General features: G+C 63.4%; 8 protein-coding genes. All 8 read left to right on the forward strand.

From position 1 onward, the window contains the following. Window positions 1-4: 4 nt before the first annotated feature. The 8 genes from gspK (at window position 5) to ACI514_RS07830 (ending at window position 21,922) form a co-directional block, all read left to right on the forward strand. On the forward strand, window positions 5-964 hold the full coding sequence (gspK, locus tag ACI514_RS07795) for a type II secretion system minor pseudopilin GspK (protein WP_405123456.1): 960 nt from the start codon (window positions 5-7) through the stop codon (window positions 962-964). Further along, window positions 961-2,139, forward strand: a complete 1,179-nt coding sequence (gspL, locus tag ACI514_RS07800) for a type II secretion system protein GspL (protein ID WP_405123457.1) — start codon at window positions 961-963, stop codon at window positions 2,137-2,139. The genes gspK and gspL overlap by 4 nt, the downstream gene beginning before the upstream one ends. After that, window positions 2,132-2,677 carry a type II secretion system protein GspM gene (gene gspM / locus ACI514_RS07805; RefSeq protein WP_405123458.1) on the forward strand — a complete coding sequence of 182 codons (546 nt, stop codon included), beginning with the start codon at window positions 2,132-2,134 and terminating at the stop codon, window positions 2,675-2,677. The genes gspL and gspM overlap by 8 nt, the downstream gene beginning before the upstream one ends. Continuing rightward, window positions 2,674-5,043 carry a type II secretion system secretin GspD gene (gspD, locus tag ACI514_RS07810; protein WP_405123459.1) on the forward strand — a complete coding sequence of 790 codons (2,370 nt, stop codon included), beginning with the start codon at window positions 2,674-2,676 and terminating at the stop codon, window positions 5,041-5,043. The genes gspM and gspD overlap by 4 nt, the downstream gene beginning before the upstream one ends. Then, window positions 5,040-6,446, forward strand: a complete 1,407-nt coding sequence (gene gspE / locus ACI514_RS07815) for a type II secretion system ATPase GspE (protein WP_405123460.1) — start codon at window positions 5,040-5,042, stop codon at window positions 6,444-6,446. Before gspD ends, gspE begins: the two co-directional genes overlap by 4 nt. Then, complete coding sequence (gene gspF, locus ACI514_RS07820) at window positions 6,446-7,657, forward strand: type II secretion system inner membrane protein GspF (RefSeq protein ID WP_405123461.1); 1,212 nt, start codon at window positions 6,446-6,448, stop codon at window positions 7,655-7,657. The genes gspE and gspF overlap by 1 nt, the downstream gene beginning before the upstream one ends. Window positions 7,658-8,110: 453 nt before the next feature. After that, window positions 8,111-9,220 (forward strand): substrate-binding domain-containing protein, encoded by a 1,110-nt coding sequence (locus ACI514_RS07825; protein ID WP_160058361.1) that lies wholly within the window; start codon window positions 8,111-8,113, stop codon window positions 9,218-9,220. Window positions 9,221-9,409: 189 nt separating this feature from the next. Further along, the gene (locus ACI514_RS07830) at window positions 9,410-21,922 is read left to right on the forward strand and encodes a filamentous haemagglutinin family protein (protein ID WP_405123462.1); all 12,513 of its coding nucleotides are present in this window, start codon (window positions 9,410-9,412) and stop codon (window positions 21,920-21,922) included. Window positions 21,923-21,952: the final 30 nt, after the last annotated feature.

The raw sequence follows: 21,952 nt of genomic DNA on the forward strand, positions 1-21,952 counted from the left end.
GGCCATGAACAGCCGTTCGCCTGAGGGGGCGAAGCAACAGGGCATGGCGATTATCAGCGCGTTGTTGATTGCTGCCGTGGTGGCGGTGATTGCGGCGGGCATGTTGACGCGCCAGAGCGTGTCGACCCGTGCGCTGGAGGCGGATCAGCAGCGTGTGCAGGGGCGTTGGCTGGTGCAGGGCGGGTTGGAGATCAGCCGTCAATTGCTCTGGGATGCACGTCAGCGCGATCCGTTGACCCGGCTCGATCAGCCGTGGGCGCAGCGTCTCTCCGCGCAAGGTTTTGAGGGGCGACTGGAGGATGAGCAGGGCAAGTTCAATCTGCGCAATCTGGTGGCCAACGAGCGAGTGGATGAGGCGCAGGTCGCGGCGTTTCAGCGCTTGTGCGAGTTGATCGGGGTCAGCGCCGGGTTGAGTCAGCGCATCAGTCAGCGGGTGATTGCTTCGTACCCGCGACTGTTGAATGCGCAGATGGCCGAGGCGCCGAAAAGTGGTTTCGACAGTGGTCGCGCGACCTCGCCTAACGCTTCACGCAAGCCGCAGAATCCGACACTGCCGATGCTGCGCAGCCTTGATGATTTGCGCAGCCTGGACGGCGTCAACGAGGCGGTGATGGGAAAACTGGCGCCGTACCTGACGGTGATCCCCGCGACGACTTGGCTCAACGGCAACACCGCCACCGCGCCGGTCTTGGCTGCGTATGTGCCGGGGTTGTCGTTGGAGCGCGCGAATGCGTTGATCGCCGAGCGCGATGCCGGGCGCTGGTTTATCAACCGTGGCGATTTCGTTAACCGTTTGCGCATGCCGCAACTGGAGCTGACCAGCGTCAAGGTCGGCATCACCAGTGACTGGTTTCGCCTGCGCGGTGAGGCGCGGCGTGATCAGCGGCGGGTCAGTCTTGAGGCGTTGCTGCATCGCAGCCAGGACCGCTTGCCGCAGGTGATTTGGTCGCGGGTGGGCGTATGAGCCAGTTGAAAGTGGCGTTGCCGCCCTTGGCGGAGCTGGATCTGCACAGTGAATTGCACTGCGCCTGGCTGGATCGTCAGGGCCAGGTCACGCGGGAAGAACGCCTCAGTCTGCGCCAGTTGAGCCAGCAGTCGAAACTGCCGCCGCTGGTGTGTTTTCTGCACCCGGCTGACAGCCTGTTGGCGAGTCTCGATTTGCCGCCGCTGCCTGCGAGCAAGATCGTCGCGGCGGTGCAATGTGCGGCGCAGGCGTTGATGCTCGGCGACAGCAGCGAGATGCACATCGCGCACAGCGCGCGGGACGAGGCCGGGCAGGTGCAGATCGCTTGGGCGCCTCGGCAGCACTTGTTGCGGTTTGGCCAGTTGCTGAAAAGTGCTGGGCTGAACCTGCGCGGTCTCTATCCGGCGCCTTACAGTTTGCCAGTGTTGCCCGGCACCGTCGCTTGCGTGCAGGACGGGCATTTGTTGCTGCGCGATAGCGTGCAAGCGGCGCGGGTGCAGCCGTTGTTTGATGACGGCCTCGACGGTGTTGTGTGGGAACCGGGCGTCACTTTGCACTGGGTCGGTGAGCAACCGGCGCCGTGCGCTGAACTGCCGATGGCGGATGCGCAGCGCTGGACCGGGCCGTTACCCGGTTGGGGATTGCATGGCGCCGTCCAACAGCAAAAAACCGAGCATCGTGGCTGGGGCAGGGCGATCGCCCTCTCAGCGTTGGCCGTGGCGGTGTGGGTCATTGGTTTGAACCTGTATGCCGCTCGCGAGGCCGGGCAGGGTCAGCAGTTGAAAAGCCAGATGAACCTGCGGGTAAAGCAGGCCTTCCCTGAGTTGCCGGTAATTCTCAACCCGTTGCAGCAAGCGCGTCAGCAACTGGCGGCGCGGCAGAAAGGTGCGGCGGATGATCCGGCGCAGACCTTCAATCGTCTGGTGTTGCAGGCCGGCAGCGGCATGCCGTCGATGGCCGGCAGTGTCGAGCGGCTGGCGTTTGTCGAGGGCACCTTGCAACTGAGTCTGCTGAGTGAAGCCCGTCGTGGCGGCAATGATCAGGAGTGGCAAAGCACCTTGGCCCAGGCCGGTATCAGCGTGACGGCGGATGACGAGGGCTGGACCTTGCGTCCGGCCACTGAAGCCAGCCCAAGCGACAGCGACGACAGCGGCGGAGCAGAAGAAGATGAATAAGGCCTCGCTCGCGCTGTACCGCGCCAAGTGGCAACGCTTTAGCGCTCAGGTGCAGGCGCGTTGGCAGCCGTTGGCCCTGCGTGAAAAACGCATGGTTGCCGGCATGGCCATTGCGCTGATCGGCCTGCTGCTGTGGGTCGCACTGATCCAGCCGCCGCTGAAGAAAATCACCTATTGGCAAACCGAGACGCCAAAGCTGCGTGCGCAGACCGAAGCGCTGGAAGTGCTGCTGCGCGAAGTCAGCGTGCGCCCGGACGGGCAAAGCGTGGCGCAGTCGCTGGAGCAAACCCTTCAGGCCAGTGGTTTGGCGGGACATTACCAACTACAGGAGGCACAGGGCGCCTGGCAGTTGACCTTCGACGCGGCGCCCGCCGACGCCGTGCTCGACTGGCTGTTGAGCAACCCGGCACAACTTTCTCTGCAAGTGGTCGAGGCCCGTTTGCAACGCGCAGACAACCCCTCGACCGAAGTCACCGCCGGCACTTTGTCAGGCACCGTTCGCATGGATCAGGCGCTGGGCGCTAAGGAAGCTTCATGAAGGGGTCAGGATCCAAACCGGCACGTCTGGCGTTGCCGATGCTGCTGATGGCGTTGAGCGCGTGCAGCAACACCAGCACCACGCCGCAGAACCAGCCGCCGTTGCTGGTCGACAGTGAACTCGGGCGGCCGCTGGCCAACACCCAGCGCAGCGGCGACGCGGTGCTCGATCGCGAACGTGCGCAGGCCCAAGCGCGACCTGTGCCGAAGCAGTTGCACAACATCAGCAAGAGTGCGCGCAGTGGGGCGGCGGCTTCGGGCATTGCCTTGCCGAGTAATCCTTTGGGCGATCAACCGGTGACGCTGAATTTTGTCGACGCCGATATTCAAGCGGTGGTGCGCGCGTTGGCGCGTTCTACCGGGCAGCAGTTTTTGGTCGACCCTCGGGTCAAGGGTACGTTGACGCTGGTGTCCGAAGGTCAGGTGCCGGCGCGGCAGGCGTACGACATGCTGCTGGCGGCGTTGCGCATGCAGGGCTTTAGCGTGGTCGATGTTGGCGGTGTGGCGCAGGTGGTGCCGGAGGCGGATGCGAAGTTGCTCGGCGGGCCGATCTACAGCGCTGACAAACCGGCGGGTAACGGCATGCTTACGCGCACGTTTCGTCTGCAATACGAGAACGCGGTGAACCTGATTCCGGTGCTGCGGCCGATCGTTTCGCCGAACAATCCGATCAACGCCTATCCGGGCAATAACACCATCGTCATCACCGATTACGCCGAGAACCTGACCCGCGTTGCGCAGTTGATTGCGAGCATTGATTCGCCGAGCGCGATTGACACCGATGTGGTGCAGATCCAGAACGGCATTGCCGCCGACATTGCGCCGATGGTCGCGGATTTGCTGGATGCGCCGGGCAATGATCCGACGCAGAAAATTGCGGTGATTGGTGATCCGCGTTCCAACACCATCATCATTCGCGCCGGCAGCCCGGAGCGTACGGAGCTGGCGCGTAATCTGATTTACAAACTGGATAACGCGCAGAGCAATCCGAGCAATCTGCATGTGGTTTATCTGCGTAACGCCCAAGCGGCGAAACTGGCGCAGGCCTTGCGTGGTTTGCTCACCGGCGAGAGTGACAGCGGCACCAGTGACAGTGCGCGTTCGGTGCTCAGTGCGATGGGCGCAAGTACCGGCGGTAGTGCTGGTCAGAATGGCCAGAGCAGTACGCAAAGCAGCGGCACGACATCGACCAGCAATAGCAGCGGCAGTACCGGTGGCAGTTACGCACAAGGCAGTGGCGGCACCAGTAGCAGCGGTAATCAGGCGAGCGATCAGAACGTCGCCTTCAGTGCCGGCGGCGTGACCATTCAGGCGGACGCCACCACCAACACCTTGCTGATTTCCGCGCCGGAGCCTTTGTATCGCAACCTGCGCGAGGTGATCGATCTGCTTGACCAGCGCCGCGCGCAAGTGGTGATCGAGAGCCTGATCGTCGAAGTCGGCGAGGACGATGCCAGTGAGTTCGGTGTGCAGTGGCAGACCGGCAATCTCGGTGGCAACGGCGTGATCGGTGGCGCGAATCTCGGTGGTTCGGGGATCAACACCAACGGCAAGACCAGCATCGACGTACTGCCGCAAGGTTTGAACCTGGGCTACGTCAACGGCACCGTCGACATCCCCGGTATCGGCAAGATTCTTGACCTGAAAGTGCTGGCCCGGGCGTTGAAGAGCAAGGGCGGCACCAACGTGTTGTCGACGCCGAACCTGCTGACCCTCGACAACGAAGCGGCGAGTATTTTTGTCGGCCAAACCATTCCGTTTGTCAGCGGCAGCTACGTCACCGGCGGCGGGGGCACCAGCAACAACCCGTTCCAGACCGTGACTCGAGAAGAGGTTGGCTTGAAGCTCAATGTGCGCCCGCAGATTTCCGAGGGCGGCACGGTCAAGCTCGATATCTATCAGGAAGTCAGCAGCATTGATGAGCGGGCTTCGGCCAGTGCCAATTCGGCGGGGATTGTCACCAACAAACGCGCGATCGACACCAGCATTCTGCTCGATGACGGGCAGATCATGGTCCTTGGTGGCTTGCTGCAGGATGGCTACAGCCAGAGCAATGACGCGGTGCCATGGCTGGGCAGTCTGCCGGGGATTGGCGCGCTGTTTCGCAACGAGCGTCGAGCGATCACCAAGACCAACCTGATGGTTTTTTTGCGGCCGTACATCATTCGCGACAGTGAGGCGGGGCGCAGCATTACTCTGAACCGTTACGACTTCATGCGCCGCGCCCAAGGCGGTTTGCAGCCGGAACGCAGCTGGGCGATGCCGGACATGCAGGCGCCGCAGTTGCCGACGGCGGCGCAGGGTGTGCCGGCGGTTTTACCAGGGGCGGGTCCGCGCGCCACTATCAAAGCGGTGCCCATCCAATGAGTGCGCTGCCCTACGCCTGGGCCAAGGCGCAGCGGATTCTGTTGTGCGATGGCGTGTTGACGGTGTGCCCGTCAACGCCGGGCTGGTCGATCAGCGAGGCGCGGCGTCAGTTTGGTGCGACCACCATACAACGCGTGCGCGATGACGAACTCGACGGCTTGCTCGCCGCAGCCTATGCCGACACCGGCAGTGCCGCCGCTGTGGTCGGCGCGGCAGAAAACGAAGTCGACCTCGACCGCTTGATGCAGGACATGCCGGAAATCACCGACCTGCTCGACACCCAGGACGGCGCGCCGGTGATCCGCATGATCAACGCCTTGCTCACCCAGGCCGCGCGCGATGAGGCCAGCGACATTCACATCGAACCGTTCGAAACCCATTCGGTGGTGCGCTATCGCGTCGACGGAACCTTGCGCGATGTGGTCTCACCGCGCAAGGCGTTGCATGGTGCGCTGGTGTCGAGGATCAAGATCATGGCCCAGCTCGACATCGCCGAAAAACGCCTGCCGCAGGACGGTCGCATCGCCTTACGGGTGGCCGGGCGGCCGATTGATATTCGCGTTTCAACCGTGCCTACCGGCCATGGCGAAAGGGTGGTGATGCGTCTGCTCGACAAACAGGCCGGGCGTCTGCATCTGGAAACCCTGGGCATGGACGCGCAGGTGCTGGCCAAACTCGATCACCTGATTCGCCAGCCCCACGGCATTGTTTTGGTCACTGGACCCACCGGCAGCGGCAAAACCACCAGCCTCTACGCCGCACTGGCTCGGCTCGATGCGAGTACCAGCAACATCCTTACCGTGGAAGACCCGGTGGAATACGACCTGCCGGGCATCAGCCAGATCCAGGTCAATGCCAAGATCGACATGACTTTTGCGTTGGCGCTGCGAGCGATTCTGCGCCAGGACCCGGACATCATCATGATCGGCGAAATCCGCGATCTCGAAACTGCGCAAATCGCTGTGCAGGCTTCGTTGACCGGCCACTTGGTGCTGGCGACGCTGCACACCAACGACGCGGTGTCGGCAGTCAACCGCTTGATCGACATGGGCGTCGAACCGTTTCTGCTGGCCTCGTCGATGCTCGGCGTGCTCGCGCAAAGATTGGTGCGCCGCCTCTGTAATCAATGCAAAGAGGAAGGCCCGGCGACACCGGGCACTTGGCGCCCGGTCGGTTGTCCAGCGTGCAATCAGACTGGCTACAGCGGCCGCACCGGCATCCACGAATTGTTTTGCATCGACGACGACATCCGCACACTGATTCACCAAGGGGCAGGGGAGCAGGCTCTGCGCGCATCAGCCGCCAAGGCCGGGATGTTCAGCCTGCGCGAGGACGGCGAGCGCTGGATCCGCAGCGGCGCCACCGCCCCTGAAGAAATCCTCCGTGTGACACGGGACGCCTGATGAATCGCTATCGTTTTGAAGCTGCCGATGCGACCGGCAAGATCGAATCCGGGCACCTTGAGGCGGACAGCCAGGCTGCCGCGTTCACAACGTTACGCGCGCGCGGGTTGACCGCGTTGTCGGTGCACAAAGAAAGCAACGTCGCCAGTCACGGCGGCGGTGGATTGTTCAGCGCCAAACTTTCCGATAACGATCTGGCCTGGGCCACGCGGCAGATGGCGAGTCTGCTCGGCGCCAGTCTGCCGCTGGAGGCCGCGTTGAGTGCCACGGTGGAGCAGGCCGAGAAAAAGCACATCGCCCACACCCTCAGCGCTGTTCGTGCGGATGTGCGCAGCGGCATGCGTCTGGCGGAATCCCTCGCCGCGCGACCGCGAGACTTTCCTGAGATCTACCGTGCGCTGATTGCGGCGGGTGAGGAGTCCGGTGATTTGGCGCAGGTCATGGAACGCCTCGCGGATTACATCGAGGAACGCAACAACCTGCGCGGCAAGATTCTCACGGCGTTTATCTATCCGGGCGTGGTCGGTCTGGTGTCGATCGGCATCGTGATTTTCCTGCTCAGTTACGTGGTGCCGCAGGTGGTCAGCGCGTTTTCCCAGGCGCGGCAGGATTTGCCCGGGCTGACCTTGGCGATGCTCAACGCGAGTGATTTCATCCGCAGTTGGGGCTGGCTGTGCGCTGGGATCATGGCCGCAAGTTTCTGGAGCTGGCGTTTGTACCTGCGCAATCCGGCGGCACGTTTGAGTTGGCATCATCGGGTGCTGAAGTTGCCGCTGTTCGGGCGCTTCATCTTGGGCCTGAACACCGCACGTTTCGCCTCGACGCTGGCGATTCTCGGCGGCGCCGGGGTGCCGTTGTTGCGCGCACTGGAGGCGGCGCGGCAGACCCTGTCCAACGACCGCTTGAGTTTGAGCGTCACTGAAGCAACGGCCAAAGTGCGCGAAGGGGTCAACCTCGCCGCTGCATTGCGCGTGGAGAACGTATTCCCGCCAGTGCTGATTCATCTGATCGCCAGTGGCGAGAAAACCGGCTCGCTGCCGCCGATGCTTGAGCGTGCGGCACAAACCCTGTCGCGCGATATCGAGCGGCGAGCGATGGGCATGACCGCGTTGCTGGAGCCGCTGATGATTGTGGTGATGGGCGGGGTGGTGCTGGTGATTGTGATGGCGGTGTTGTTGCCGATCATTGAGATCAATCAACTGGTCCAGTAGTGGTGTTGTTGCGCAGGGCCTCATCGCGAGCAGGCTCACTCCTACAGGGGTACGCATTTCAAATGTGGGAGCGAGCTTGCTCGCGAAGGGGCCAATCAGGGCAACAAAAAATCCAATCTTTTTCCCAGGACTTCAGCATCACCCGACCCTCAAAAGAACCATCCTCGGGTTCTCCTTTCTGTCATCTGCAACCACCCGCCAACGCCTCCAGCCCGATTCCGCCAAACCCCCGATCCAGACGCTGCACGACACCCGACAAACACCCGAGAAAATCCCTTCAGAAACACCGCTCACCTCCCGAGGTTTTTTCCTTTATCTGTCACCGGAAACTGCGAATTTCTCAGTGCGACTTAACCAAGGCCAACGCTAGCGAGGGCTTGGGTGAGTCCTCCCAGTGTCATGCAAGCTTTCCGAAACCTGTGTTCCCAAACCTAGTTGAAAAGGAGATTCTTCATGTTCAAGCGCACTCTGATCGCCGCCTCACTGACTGTCGCCGCTCTGGCTTCCGCCCAGGCCATGGCCGCCAACGTTACCGGTGGTGGCGCGACTCTGCCTGCCGCTCTGTACAAAGGTTCTGCCAACAGCATCCTGCCAGCCAACTTCAGCTACCTGGGCACCGGTAGCGGTACTGGCAAAACGGCTTTCCTGACCAACAACTCCGCGCTGTTCAGCACCACCGGTTCGGTGCACTTCGCCGGTAGCGACTCGATCCTCAGCGCTACGGAAATCAGCACCTACAACAGCACCTACGGCGCTTCGTACGGCCCGCTGATCCAACTGCCTTCGGTGGCCACTTCGGTTGCCATTCCTTACAAAAAGTCTGGCCAGACCGCGCTGAACCTGACCAGCACTCAGCTGTGTGATGCCTTCTCGGGCGCCAAAACCACTTGGGGTGCACTGTTGGGTACTGCCGACACCACGCCGATTCGCGTTGTTTATCGCAACGTTTCCAGCGGCACCTCGGAAATCCTCACTCGCCACCTGAACTCGATCTGCCCGACCAAGTTCGCCACCAACTCCACCTTCACCAACGCTCGCCTGCCAGCCGGCTCCGCATTGCCAGCGAACTGGGTGGGTGTTGCCGGTACGTCTGACGTCGCCACCCAGGTCAACGCCGTTGACGGTTCGATCGGTTATGTTGGTCCGGACGGTGTGAACGCCGCGAGCAACGCTGTTGTTGCCCGTGTCAACGGCGTGCAGCCAACCACTGCCAACGTTTCTCTGGCATTGGGTTCGGCCGCTCTGCCAGCCGCGCCTGCCAACCCGGCGCAGTGGGTACCGGTTGTGCCTAACCCGGCGAGCGGCTACCCGATCGTCGCTTACACCAACTTCATCTTCGGTCAGTGCTACAAGGATGCAGCCGTGGCCAACGATGTGCGCAGCTTCCTGACCACTCACTACAGCAACCCGGGCAACAACGCTGCCACCATCGCGCACAGCTTCACTCCGGTTCCAACCAACTGGAAAGCCGCTGTGACCGCCAACTTCGTCACCAACACTTCGGGCAACAACCTGGACATCAACAACGCCAGCGTCTGCAACGCTATCGGTCGTCCTTTGTAAGCTTCGCTTCAGCCGCAATGCAATCGCAGCAGCCTTCGGGCTGCTGCTTTTTTTTTGCCGATCTACTCCTCAATCATGAAGTTTGTGTGACATCCGTTCGGTCGCAGCCTTCGCCAACCGCCTATGTCATAACAGCAGGGTCGACCCGACCTGCGGCCTCGTGTGGCAACCCAAAAGGATCTCGTAGTGATGCTCGCTCGCCCATCCCGTCGCAGTACCCGTGTCCAGCCTCAACAGCGTCTCGCCGTCGATCCGGCGCTGTGGTTGCTCAAGCCGTTGGCGCAGGCGATTGCCTTGTGTCTGGTGGCGGGCAGCGCCGAGGCGGCCACCGCCTTCAGTTCGGGATGGTTTGCCGCCAAGGGCGCGGCGCAGCAGGCGAGCGCTGCACGGCCCGGCACCGGCGGTTTGCCGGGGATGACGCCGCCGCTGGCGCAACAGCAGAAGGCCAATCAACAGCTGCAGCGTTCGATTCAGACCTTGAACAACACCGTCGCCGCGATTGCTGCACAGCAAGCGGCGCAAGCTGCCGGACGCGCGGCGGCATTGGGGGCGGTGCAGGTTGTTCCGGACGGTTTGGCTGAGGGTGGTCTGAAGGTCGACAACAGCCTCACCCAGGGCTGGCAGAACGCGAAAGGCCCGCAACAGACTCAGGCCGACGGCAAGACCACGGTGAAGATCGAGCAGACCGCCGACAAAGCCATTCTCAACTGGGAAACCTTCAACGTCGGGCGTAACACCAGCGTTGAATTCGCCCAACAAGCGAATTGGGCGGTGCTCAATCGGGTCAACGATCCAAGTGCACGGGCCAGTCAGATTCAGGGGCAGATCAAGGGCGACGGCACGGTGATGCTGATCAACCGCAACGGCATCGTGTTCAGTGGCACCAGTCAGGTCAACGTGCGCAACCTAGTGGCGGCCGCCGCCAACATCACCGATATCCAGTTCCGCGATCGCGGCCTGTATTTCGACAGCAGCGCCAGCCAGCCGACGTTCACCGACGCGGCGGGCAAAGTGCTGGTGGAGCGCGGGGCGTCCATCGAAACCGCGCGACCGGCGAAGTCCACCGACGCCGGCGGTTATGCCTTGTTGTTGGGCAGCGAAGTGCAGAACGACGGCAGCATCAACACCGCCGAGGGCCAGACCGTGCTGGGCGCGGGGGATCGCTTTTACATTCGCAAGGGTTCGGGCACCGAAGGCAACGGCTTCTCCACGACGTTCGGCAACGAAGTCACGCCGGGCTTCAAAGCCGCCAGCGTTGCCGACAAGGTCAGCAACAACGGACTGATTCAGGCCGCGACCGGCGACATCACCCTGACCGGCCATGAGGTCGTGCAAAACGGCGTATTACTCGCCAGCACATCGGTCGCCACGCGCGGCACGATTCATCTGCTCAACCCGGCGACGGACACGCAAGGCAGCGTGACGCTGGGGCAGGGCAGTGCCACGGCGATCATGCTCGACAGCAGTGACCTCACGGCCCTCGACAGCCAGCATCAGGCCGCACTGACCGCCGTTACCCCGACCAATTCGATTCGCAGCGACCAGTCGCGCATCTACATCCAGAGTGGTGGCAGCGTCGAGTTCCAGAACGGTTCGATTACCCTGGCCACGGGCGGACAAATCGCGGTGGCCGCGCAGCGTCGCAGCCTGGTGCGCGACGGTGCGCTGATCGACGTTTCCGGCGCCATCGGCGTGAAAGTCGCGATGGAATCCAACAGCATCAAGATCAACGTGCAGGGCAACGAACAGCGTGACGCTTCGGGCAACCGCGACAAAGCTGCGCTGAACAGCAACGACGTCTGGGTTGACGTGCGTGAACTGGTCTACGTGCCCGCCGGCACCAACGGTTACGCCACGGATCGCTGGTACACGGCAGGTGGTTTGCTCGAAGTCGGTGGTTACCTTGGCACCCAGGGCCACAGCATCGGTGAATGGATGGCCCAGGGCGGGACGGTGAACTTCGCCGGCAATGACGTGGTGACCGAAAAGGGCTCGTTGATCAACCTGTCTGGCGGCACGCTCGATGTGCAAAGTGGCGAGATTCGCCAGAGTTGGTTGCGCGGTGCCGACGGGCATCTCTACGAATTGTCCAAGGCACCGGGCGATCTGCTCTACAGCGGTCTGTACAACGGTTATGAAGACAGCAGCGAACGCTGGGGTCAGACGAGCTATTACTACAACCCGCTGATCGCACCGACCAAGCGCCTGGAGGCCGGCTACACCGTGGGTCGCGATGCCGGGCAATTGGTGATCGGCACCCGTAACGCGGTGCTCGACGGGCAACTGCTGGGGGAGGTTTATCAGGGCGAGCGCCAGACTCAGGCGCCGCGTGCCGTGCTTGATGGCTACGCGCAGCGTCAGACCGCACTCGCGCGGCGCGGGCAGTTGATCGTCGGTGGTTACGATGCCGCCTATGTTGCGGCGGCGGGTGGCGTGCTCTATGGCCTCAATCCGTTGCTCGATCAGGTGCAGATCGGCATTGAGCGTCCGCTCGGCGACAACGACGCGGGCTTGACCGGCGTAGTGTCCGAGGCGCGCAATGGCAAGCTGTTTCTCGATGCCGCACAACTGAGTGACTGGCAACTGGGCGCACTGAAAGTCGCCGCCACAGAGCGCATCGACGTGGACGGCGCCGTGACGGTCGGCAACGGTGGCGATATCACCCTCTACGCGCCGCACGTGCAGGTCAATGCTGACCTGATCGCGCGGGGCGGCAGCCTGCATGCGGGCAACGTGCTCAATCAGCTCAATACCGACCGTGTCACCGATACCCGCATCGTTGCGCCTGCGGGCACGACCACGGGTGTTCGCGTGGCGGAAAAAGTGCAACTGGACACCCGGGGGCTGTGGAGCAACTTGCGCACTGACCCGGATGACGCCAGCAGTCTTGCGTATCTGGACGGTGGCGTGATTTCGATCCGCAGCAGCGGCGACATCGAAATCGGCACGGGTAGCCTGCTCGACGTGTCCTCCGGCGGCGCGATCCTGGCCAACGGCAAGACTCAGGGGGGCAAGGGCGGTGACATGACGCTGGAGTCCAGTGCGTTGTCAGCGCCGGGTGACAGTCATCTGCGCCTCGCTGGCCAGTTGCGTGGCTATGGTGTGACGGGCGGCGGCAGCCTGTTGATTCAGGCCGGCAACGTGCTGATCGGCCAGACCGACAAAGGCCTCGCCGACAATACCTTGCAGCTGCAAGCGGATCTGTTCGACAAGGGCTTTTCGGCCTACAACCTGATCGGGCTGAACCGCCTGGACGTTGCGGACAACACGTTGATCGACGTGCTGATGCCGGTTTACCGGTTTGCTGACGCGGCAGCCAGTCAGGGCAGCGGTGTGGCCCCGCAACAGGCGCTGGAACTGTGGACGCCGACGCTCTATCAGGAAAATCCAGGCAAGGCGCAACTGACGCAACGCGCGGGTACCAGCCTGAGCTTGCAGGCCGGCTCCAGCGAGGTAGCGTTGAGCGATCCTGCGCGTAATGCGCTGACTCTCGGCCAGGGCTCGCGCATCAGTGTCGACCCGGGGCAAAGCATCAACGTGCGCGGCGCCGGACAGATTACTGTCGACGGTGAGTTGCACGCCTGGGGCGGCATCATCGACATTCGCCAGCAGCAGTTCGGCTCGATGAATGTCGCCGAGGCCTCGCAAGTCGCCGACAAAAATGCCCACAACCGCTCGATCTGGATTGGCGACCACGCAGTGCTTGATGTCGCCGGGCGCGCCGCCACGGGCGTGGATGCGCTGGGCCGGGTGTATGGGCTGGTGGGCAAGGGCGGCAGCATCATCATTGGCGGTGAAACCGATGCGAAGAAGGCCACCGCTACGGCGGCCGATGCCTACGTCGTCGTGCGCAATGGCGCGCGGCTTGACGCTTCCGGTGCGCAGGCGCTGCTGGATATCGCTGGGCAGGGGCCGACTGCGGTCGCTACGGACGGCGGGCGAATTTCCTTGAGTTCCTACAACGGCCTGTTCATTGACGGCGACCTGCGTGCGGCGGCCGGTGGCGTCGGCGCGGCGGGTGGGCGCCTGGAGATCGCCCTGGAGACGCCGAGTTATCTGCGCAGTGACGCCAGCAATGAGGTGCGCGTGCCGCGCGAAATCATCATCAGTCAGAAAACCGCTGACGCTCTGTTGCCGGCCGATGTGCAACCGGGGGAAGCGGCGCCCGCGTTGCAATACGGGCGTGCCCGCCTGAGTGCCAACCGGTTGATGGCTGGCGGGTTCGATAATCTGAGTGTGCTGAGCAACGGCCTGCTGTCGTTCGACGGCGACGTCAATCTGCACATGCAGCAAAGCCTGAGCCTGTATGCCGGCGCGATATCGCTGGCCGAAGGCGCGCAAGACAATGCGCGTATCGACCTGTCCGCGCCCTACCTGCGCCTGTCGGGTGCGGGCAAGTATTTCGAGGCGCCGGGCAACCTTCGGCCTCGGGTAATGAACACGCCGACTACGCGTGTGTCGACGGGGCAATTCAATGCCAGTGCCGATCAACTGGATCTGAGCAACAGCCTGTCGTTCGGTACCGCGGGCAATATTGTCCAGCTCACGGGCCCGGACGTGCAGGTGACGCGTCGTGGCTTTGATCAGGTCACCCTGCAAAGCCGTGGTGACCTGCGCTTTCTGGCGCCGACCGGTTATGTCGAGAAAACCGAACTGTGGACACCGGGCGACCTCAACCTGCGCGCCGCGCAGATCTATCCTGGCAGCGATGTCACCGCCGAGGTGCGGGTGGGCTACCAAAGCGTGATCCCCGGTGCCGATCCGGCTCGCACCTTGCGCATCAGCAGCAGTGGGGCCGCACCGGCGGCGTTGCCGTATTCGGTGTTCGGCAACCTGACACTGGCGGCCGGGCGCATTGAACAAGGCGGGGTGATTCGCGCACCGCTGGGCATGATCAGCCTTGGCGGCGAGACGGTGGTCAATACCCGCGAGCTGCACCTGCTGCCGGGCAGCGTGACTTCGGTCAGCGCCGCCGGGTTGGTCATGCCTTATGGCGGAACCACCGATGGCATCGACTATCGCTACGCTGGCAAATCCGTTCAGCTCAAGGGCATCAGCGCCGACACGGCCGGCGTGACGTTGACCTCGCGCTATGTCGACGTGCAGAGCGGCGCGCTGATCGACCTGTCCGGTGGCGGTGATCTGCGCGGCGCCGGGTTTGTCTCCGGGCGCGGCGGTTCCACCGATGCCCGCTACAACCCGTTGGTGCGCAATGCCAATGACGGCACCTTCAGCCTGCCGGGCCTTGCCAGCAATCCGGTGTACGCCATCGTGCCGGGCAATCAGAGTGCCTACGCGCCGATGCTCGCTGAGGCCGGGGCGGTCGATCCGCGCATCGGTCAGCAAATAACCCTAGGTGCCGGCGTGCCGGGTCTGGCGGCGGGCACCTACACGTTACTGCCCTCGACCTTTGCCTTGCTGCCCGGGGCGTTCCGGGTCGAAGTCAATGGTCAGGCCACGCCGGGCGTCAGCAACGGCGCGTTGCAGATGCGCAATGGTTCGTGGACCGGTTCGGGGCAGATGTCGATTGCCAACACCGGGTTGCGTAACAGTCTGGCCAGTCAGGTCATTCTGACGTCTGCGGATGTCCTGCGCCGTTATTCGCAGTACAACGAGACCGGTTTCAGCCAATTCATCCAGAGTGACGCGACACGGCGTGGCGTGCCCCGGGCATTGGCGCCGATGGATGGCAAATCGCTGAATCTGTATTTGATGCCAGGCGCCGAGCAGGACATTGCCCTGGATTTCAACGGCCGCGCGGTGTTCGCACCGGCCGCCGGCGGGGTGCTCGGAACGGCCACGGTACGCGGGGCGATGGACTTTGAAGTTCTCGGCGCCGGGCATTCGCGTACCGACGGTTTCACTGGCGTGTCGCTGTATGCCGACAGTCTCAACGGTCTGAATGCCGGGCGCCTGACCCTCGGCGCGCAACCGCTGATCGATTACAGCGGCGCGGGCAATATCATCTCGTTCACTGGCTACACGACGTCGATCACCCTGCGCGAAGGGGCGATGTTGTCGGCGCCCGAAGTGCTGTTGCGCACCGCCCGCAGCGATGGCGGCATTACGCTCGAAGCCGGCTCGGGGATCAACACCCTGGGCCGTGGCAACGCGCCTTACGACTCCAGCAGTGGTTTCATCTACCAGCCGGGGGCTGCCGCGCTGCTGATGGTGTCGAATGGTTGGACCAACGTCCTGGCGCCAGCAGTAGCGGAAGGTACTTCCGGTGCGGGCGACATTCGTATTGGCAAGTGCCCGACGACCGTCTGCAACAACCCGACACTGCTCTATTCCAACGGCAGCATTACCACCGCCACCGACAAGCAGTTTGAACTCGATGAGTCGGTACGCTTCGGCACCCGCCATCTGGCCCTGGCTGTCGGCGCTGTCAACGCTGGCAGCGCCGAAGCCTTGAGCGCTGCCGGCAACCGCGTGCCGACCGGTCTGACCCTGAACCAGAGCGTGCTCGATCGCCTGTTGCGCGGCGATACGCAATTTGCTGCGCCCGCGCTGGAAACCTTGAGCCTGACCAGCCGCGATGCGTTCAACTTCTACGGCAACGTCAGCCTCGATACGCTGGACGCGCAGACGGGCGTGAGTCAATTGCAGAATCTGATAATCACCACGCCAGGCATTTACGGCTTAGGTGAAAGCGCTGACGTGGCGTCCATTCGCACCGCCAATCTGATCTGGAACGGCGCCAGCCAGGATCCCGGCGCCGTCATCACGGGCGGCGCCGGCACGGGCCGCGGCACCCTCGATATTCAGGCGCAGCGTATCGAATTCGGTTACGGCCCCAATCCGCAGGCCAGCGGTCTGGAGCAGAACAATCGTCTGGCACTGGGTTTTGCCAACGTCAACCTCAGCGCCAGTGAGCGCATCACCGCCAATCACAAGGGCAGCCTGGCGGTGTATCAGGAACAGGGCGCTTACGATCCAGTCAAGGGCTACGCCTACAGCGGCGGCAATCTAAACCTGCGCACGCCACTGCTGACGGGCGAGGCCGCGTCGGTCAACCTGCTCAAGGCCGGCAACAACCTGACGCTCAGCGGCGCCGGCACACCAGCGGCCGCCAATGCCTTGGGCGCGGAACTGACGCTCGATGCCCGCAGCGTCGTGCTGGACAGCCGTATCACCCTGGCGAGCGGCAAACTGCTGGTGAAATCCGAAGGCGATCTGACCCTCGCCAATGGCGCGTCTGTAGACATGGCCGGGCGCACCTTGCCGTTCAATGATGTCAGCAAGTACAGCTGGGGCGGCGATGTGGCGCTGTACAGCAGCCACGGCAATATTCGTCAGGCCGCCGGTTCGCGCATCGACCTCTCGGCGCAGAACAATCAGGCCGGCACCCTCAGTGCCGTTGCGCTGGCCAGCGATGCGGGCATGGTTGATCTGCAAGGCCAGATCCTCGGAACCAGCAGCGGCCATTACGATGCCGGTGGCACGTGGGTGCCGTACAAATCCGCAGGCGTGGACATCCGCGCCCAGCACCTGAACGGTGATGCCAGTCAGCAGTTTGCCGCCCTCAACCAGCGCTTGAATGCCGGTCAGGTCTTTGGCAGTCGCAGTTTGCAACTCAAGCAAGGTGATCTGCTGATTGGCGACGGACTCAAGGCTGGCGAAGTGAACGTCTCGGTGGACAACGGCAGCCTGACCGTCGCGGGTTTGATCGATGCCAGCGGCGAGCGGGTCGGCAACATTCGCCTGTCGGCGCAACACGGCCTGACCTTGGCCGGCAACGCCGTGCTCGACGCTCATGGTCACGTGCTGCGGGTCGACAGCTACGGCAAGATCATCGACGCGCCCAACCGGGCGACGGTTGAGCTCAATTCCGCTGCGGGTCTGTTGACCCTTGGCGCCGGAGCGCGGATCGATCTGCGCCATGGCACCGACGCCGTGAGCGGCACGTTGCCCGGGCAGTCCGACGGGCTGTTGCGCGGTACGCTGGAGTTGAACGCGCCGCGCCTCGGTGCCGATGACATCGGCATTGATGCCAGCGGTGCGCTAAGCATTCAGGGCACGCGGTCGATTGGCCTTAACGCCACGCGGCGTTATACCGACGCCACCGATGGCGTCGACCCGGCGGCCAGCGGACGGCCGTATCAGGTGATCGATCAGGCTTACTTCGACCGCATCCATACTGACAGCAGTGCGTTTATCGACGCGGCGCTGGCCAACCGCAACCTGCTGCAGAACAAACTGGCGGGGCTGAACAATGCCACTTACGCCGATGCGTTTCATTTGCGGCCGGGCGTGGAAATCGCCAGTAAAACCGCCGACGGCGATCTGGTGGTGCAGGGCGATGTGGACTTGTCCGGCTACCGCTATGCCAGCCTCAATCCGCATACGCAGAAAACCGCCGTGTACGGCTCGGGCGAGGCGGGCAGTCTGGTGATGCGTGCCGGCGGCAACCTCGATATTCATGGCAGCCTCAACGACGGTTTCGCGTCGCCGCCGGAAACCGTCGACGATGCCGGCTGGAAACTCTTGCCGGGCATTCAACCGTTTGGTGGCGACCTGATCGTACCGACGGCGGGCGTGACCCTGGCCGAAGGCACGCTGTTCCCGGCCGGAGTCACCTTGAACTACGACGTGCCGCTGCAAGCCGCGACGCTGCCCGCCGGGACCTTGTTGCCCACCGAGGCGACCCTGGCCGGACCGTATACCTTGGGCGCGGGCACAGTGCTGGCCGCTGCGGTACGCGATGCGACGGGCCAGTTGCTGTACGCCGCCGGTACGCTGCTTGCCGACAGCGTGACCTTGCCGGCGGGCAGTCGCCTTGGCGCTGGCATCCGCTTGAACAAGGTAACGGCGATCAGCGCCGTGCGCTGGCCCAAAGGCGTGCCGTTGCCAGGCAACGTCGAGGCGGGCACCAATGCGATCAAGGGCATGCGCCTGAGCGGTTCGCTCGCCCTGTTGCGTGGCTCGCTGATCCCGTCGATGACGGATGTCGTGTTGGCCGACGGCACCGCATTCATTGAGTTGCGCCCGTTGAACGGCACGCAACAGGGGCGCAACTGGGCAGTCGCAAGCATGTTGCCGGCCGGCAGTGCGTCGTGGTCGATGCGCGTGGTGGCGGGTGCGGATCTGAGTGCGGCGGACAGCCGCGCGATCAAGCCGCTTTCCAGCGACGGACACTTGCGTCTGGCCGACACCCACTACGGCTTGAAGGTGACGGAAAAACCGCCGACGCTGGTCTGGGGCGACGGCAACCTGGGTGGTTTTACCCCCGGTGAGCCAGTGCCTGACGACCTGAAAGACTGGTGTGACTGGGCGCCGAACTCTTGCGTGCCGGCGCCGCGTTGGGCGTGGGCGCCGGACAACTGGCTGGGCATGCCTGCCGGCTCACCGATGAGCGACGATGACGTGGCGGCCTGGTGCAGTGCGTTCCCGGAACTGTGCGTGGAAAACAAACCGGGCATCACCGTCAAAACCCGCACGCAAATGTTCAGTGTGTTGCGCACCGGCACCGGCGATCTGGACGTGCTCGCTGCGGGCGATCTGAGCATGGACTCACCGTTCGGCGTCTACACCGCCGGCACGCAGTCGCAGGACGTCGATCCGCTGTACAACCAGCCGCGCGGACGCCTGTCGGATAACGGCTCGGTGCTGGGCAGTGGCGGCAGCGATTACGAGAAGTGGGTCAGCGGCAACGACAGCCTGTACCAGGCCTGGTACCCGCAAATGGGTGGCAACCTGACGATCAATGCCGGCGGTTCGATTTCCGGCGATGTGCTGGGTCGTCGCGGGTACTCGCAAAACATGGATACCCCGGAACAGGTGCCGAGTGTGGCCGTGGGCAATTGGCTCTGGCGTCAGGGCACCGGCAACAGCGATGTGCCGACGGCGTGGTGGATCAACTTCGGCAGCTATGCGACTCAGCCGTTGCCGGATCAAAGCGTCGACACTGGCCCCTTCCTGGTGGGGTTCACCGGCTTCGGGACGTTGGGTGGCGGCAACATCAGCCTGCGCGCCGGTGCTGACGCCGGCATGCTCAAGGCCATGGGCGGCAGCGGCAACAGCAACCTTTATCCTCGCGGGCAGGGCTTGATCGTGGCAGTCGGCAGCACCGGACGTGTCGGCAACGACGGTACTCTGCAATTGACCGGCGGCGGCGACATGGACATCCGCGTAGGTGGCTCCGTCAACCCATCGCTGCAGGCCCGGGCGGGACAAAATGGCATCGGTATTGCGCAACATGATCTGCAAGGTGCGTTGATCAACCTGCGCGGTGCCGCACAACTGACGGGGGGGGCGCTGGGTGGTATCAATCTTCAATATGGCGCTGCCGCTCCCGTTCAGGACGTGCGTGAAATCCGCCCGTATGATCCGTTTACGGCCACGCTGGGCAGCGCTTCCGGCGGCCTGGTGTTGATCCCGGGCGATTCGGCCATGAGCCTGAACACCCGTGGCGATCTGGTGCTGGGTGGGGCCGCGGATCCGGGCCGGGTGCGCTTGCAGAACTCGACGTCGTTCACCACCGAGGACGGTGTCGTACACGACGGGGGCGGCTTGAGCGGTTTCTCGTTGTGGACCGATCACACCGCGATCGACCTGTTTTCAGCGGGCGGCAATCTGACGCCGAGCACCCAACTGGGCGAAACCACCGGGCAAGGTCCCGTTACCGCGCGTAATACCTCGCCGACCGACGGGCGCTTTGTCTATCCGTCGATCTTGCGGGCAGTGGCTGCGCAAGGCTCGATTTATGCCGGGCCGTCAGCGGTGTACAGCCAAGGCAGCGGCGTAGTGCCGGCAACGAGTTATTCATTGCTGCTGGCGCCGTCGAATGCAGGGCAACTGGAATTGCTGGCGCAGGATTCGATCTATGCCGGCGGTTATGCGATCAACCAGTCGGGCGCCAGCCCGCTGGCCATCGCTACACCTTTCGCCCCGGCGTTCAATGGCTACGACAGCAGCTCCTCGGTGAGACCGGTCATGACCAACCGTGGCAGCGATGGTGTCGCCCCGGATAAAAACCTGCGATATCCGCTGTTCGCCTTCGGTGCCAACAGTTACTCAGGGCTGAGTGATGTGCAGGCACCGGCACGCTTCTATGCCCTGACCGGTGATCTGGTGGGCGTGCGCAGCGGTGAAACGCTGACGTTCAACCTGTCCAGACGCACCTGGTACGAAGCGGCGGCTCCGGTGTGGATGCTGGCCGGGCGCGACATCGTTGCGTCCGGTACCTTCCTGGGCCAGCCAACGATCGTGCCCAACGCCGAAATGGGCTCCCCGAGTACCGAAAGCATTGCGTCGACCGGCAACCTGTTCGTGCATAACGATCCGCGAGATATCTCGCGGGTATCTGCAGGCCGCGACATCCTCTACAGCAGCTTCGATATCGCCGGTCCCGGCGTTCTCGACATCAATGCCGGGCGCAATATCCTGATGGAGGACCGCGCCAGTATTACCAGCATCGGGCCGGTGGTCGCGGGTGACAACCGCCCTGGTGCGAGTGTCGTGATGCAGGCGGGAGTGGGCGCGCAGGGGCCAGGTTATGCGGATTTCATCGCGCGTTATCTGAATCGCCAGAACCTCGCCGATCCGGATAAGGCCTTGAGCGTGCAACCGGGCAAAGTAGTCAAAACCTACCTCGACGAACTGCAGAGCTGGCTGACCCTCGGCTATGGCTTCAGCGGCAATGCCGAGCAGGCGCAAGCCTTCTTCGCGGCGCTGCCAGGTTCCGAGCAGGCGATCTTCGCGCGGCAGGTGTACTTCGCTGAATTGCGTGCCGGTGGTCTGGAATACAACGATGTCGATGGCCTGCGCAAAGGCAGTTACCTGCGCGGTCGCAGCGCTATCGCTGCGTTGTTCCCGACCACTGATGTGGCCGGTAATCCGATCCGCTACGACGGCGACATCACGCTGTACGGCGGCGCCGGGGTCAAGACTCTGTTCGGCGGCGATATCCAGATGCTCACACCGGGCGGCGGTCAGGTGTTCGGCATCGAAGGCGCGGCGCCACCGTCGACGGCGGGGATCATCACCCAGGGTTCGGGCAACATTCAGCTCTATTCACAGGGCAGCATTTTGCTCGGCCAGAGCCGGATCATGACCACGTTCGGCGGCTCGATTCTCGGCTGGTCGGCCGAGGGCGATATCAACGCCGGTCGCGGCTCGAAAACCACCGTGGTCTACACCCCGCCGAAACGGGTTTACGACACTTGGGGCAATGTGACCCTGTCGCCGTCGGTGCCGAGCACCGGTGCCGGTATCGCCACGCTCAACCCGATCGCCGAAGTGGCGCCGGGCGACATCGACCTGATCGCGCCGCTGGGCACCATCGATGCCGGCGAGGCGGGGATTCGCGTGTCGGGCAACGTCAACATCGCCGCACTGACCGTGGTCAATGCCGCGAACATTTCGGTGCAGGGCAAGGCGACCGGCGTACCGGTGGTCTCGGCAGTGAACACTGGTGCGATCACGTCGGCCAGCTCCGCTGCATCCTCGGCCACGCAAGCGGCGGAAGACGTGGCGCGCCAGCAGCAAGCGGCGTCGCGACAGAATCAGGCTTCGGTGTTTACCGTGCAGGTGTTGAGCTTCGGCAATGAACAACTCGCGCCGTCCCGCGATGGTGCCAGCCGTGAGCCGGCCCCGGGTTACAACCCGAACAGCCCGGTGCAGGTGTTGGGCGCCGGGGCGCTGGATGAACAGGCGAAGCAGCAGTTGACCGAGGAGGAGCGTGGGCAACTGACGCTGTAAAAGACTCTCGTGCAGTACGTTTGGGCGGCC

It is taken from the genome of Pseudomonas sp. M20 (assembly GCF_045037865.1).
GTDB lineage: Bacteria > Pseudomonadota > Gammaproteobacteria > Pseudomonadales > Pseudomonadaceae > Aquipseudomonas.

Excerpts from the sequence above, each read along its gene's own strand:
- gspK (WP_405123456.1), top strand. The coding sequence starts at position 5 with ATGAACAGCCGTTCGCCTGAGGGGGCGAAGCAACAGGGCATGGCGATT.
- gspL (WP_405123457.1), top strand. The coding sequence starts at position 961 with ATGAGCCAGTTGAAAGTGGCGTTGCCGCCCTTGGCGGAGCTGGATCTG.
- gspM (WP_405123458.1), top strand. The coding sequence starts at position 2,132 with ATGAATAAGGCCTCGCTCGCGCTGTACCGCGCCAAGTGGCAACGCTTT.
- gspD (WP_405123459.1), top strand. The coding sequence starts at position 2,674 with ATGAAGGGGTCAGGATCCAAACCGGCACGTCTGGCGTTGCCGATGCTG.
- gspE (WP_405123460.1), top strand. The coding sequence starts at position 5,040 with ATGAGTGCGCTGCCCTACGCCTGGGCCAAGGCGCAGCGGATTCTGTTG.
- gspF (WP_405123461.1), top strand. The coding sequence starts at position 6,446 with ATGAATCGCTATCGTTTTGAAGCTGCCGATGCGACCGGCAAGATCGAA.
- ACI514_RS07825 (WP_160058361.1), top strand. The coding sequence starts at position 8,111 with ATGTTCAAGCGCACTCTGATCGCCGCCTCACTGACTGTCGCCGCTCTG.
- ACI514_RS07830 (WP_405123462.1), top strand. The coding sequence starts at position 9,410 with ATGCTCGCTCGCCCATCCCGTCGCAGTACCCGTGTCCAGCCTCAACAG.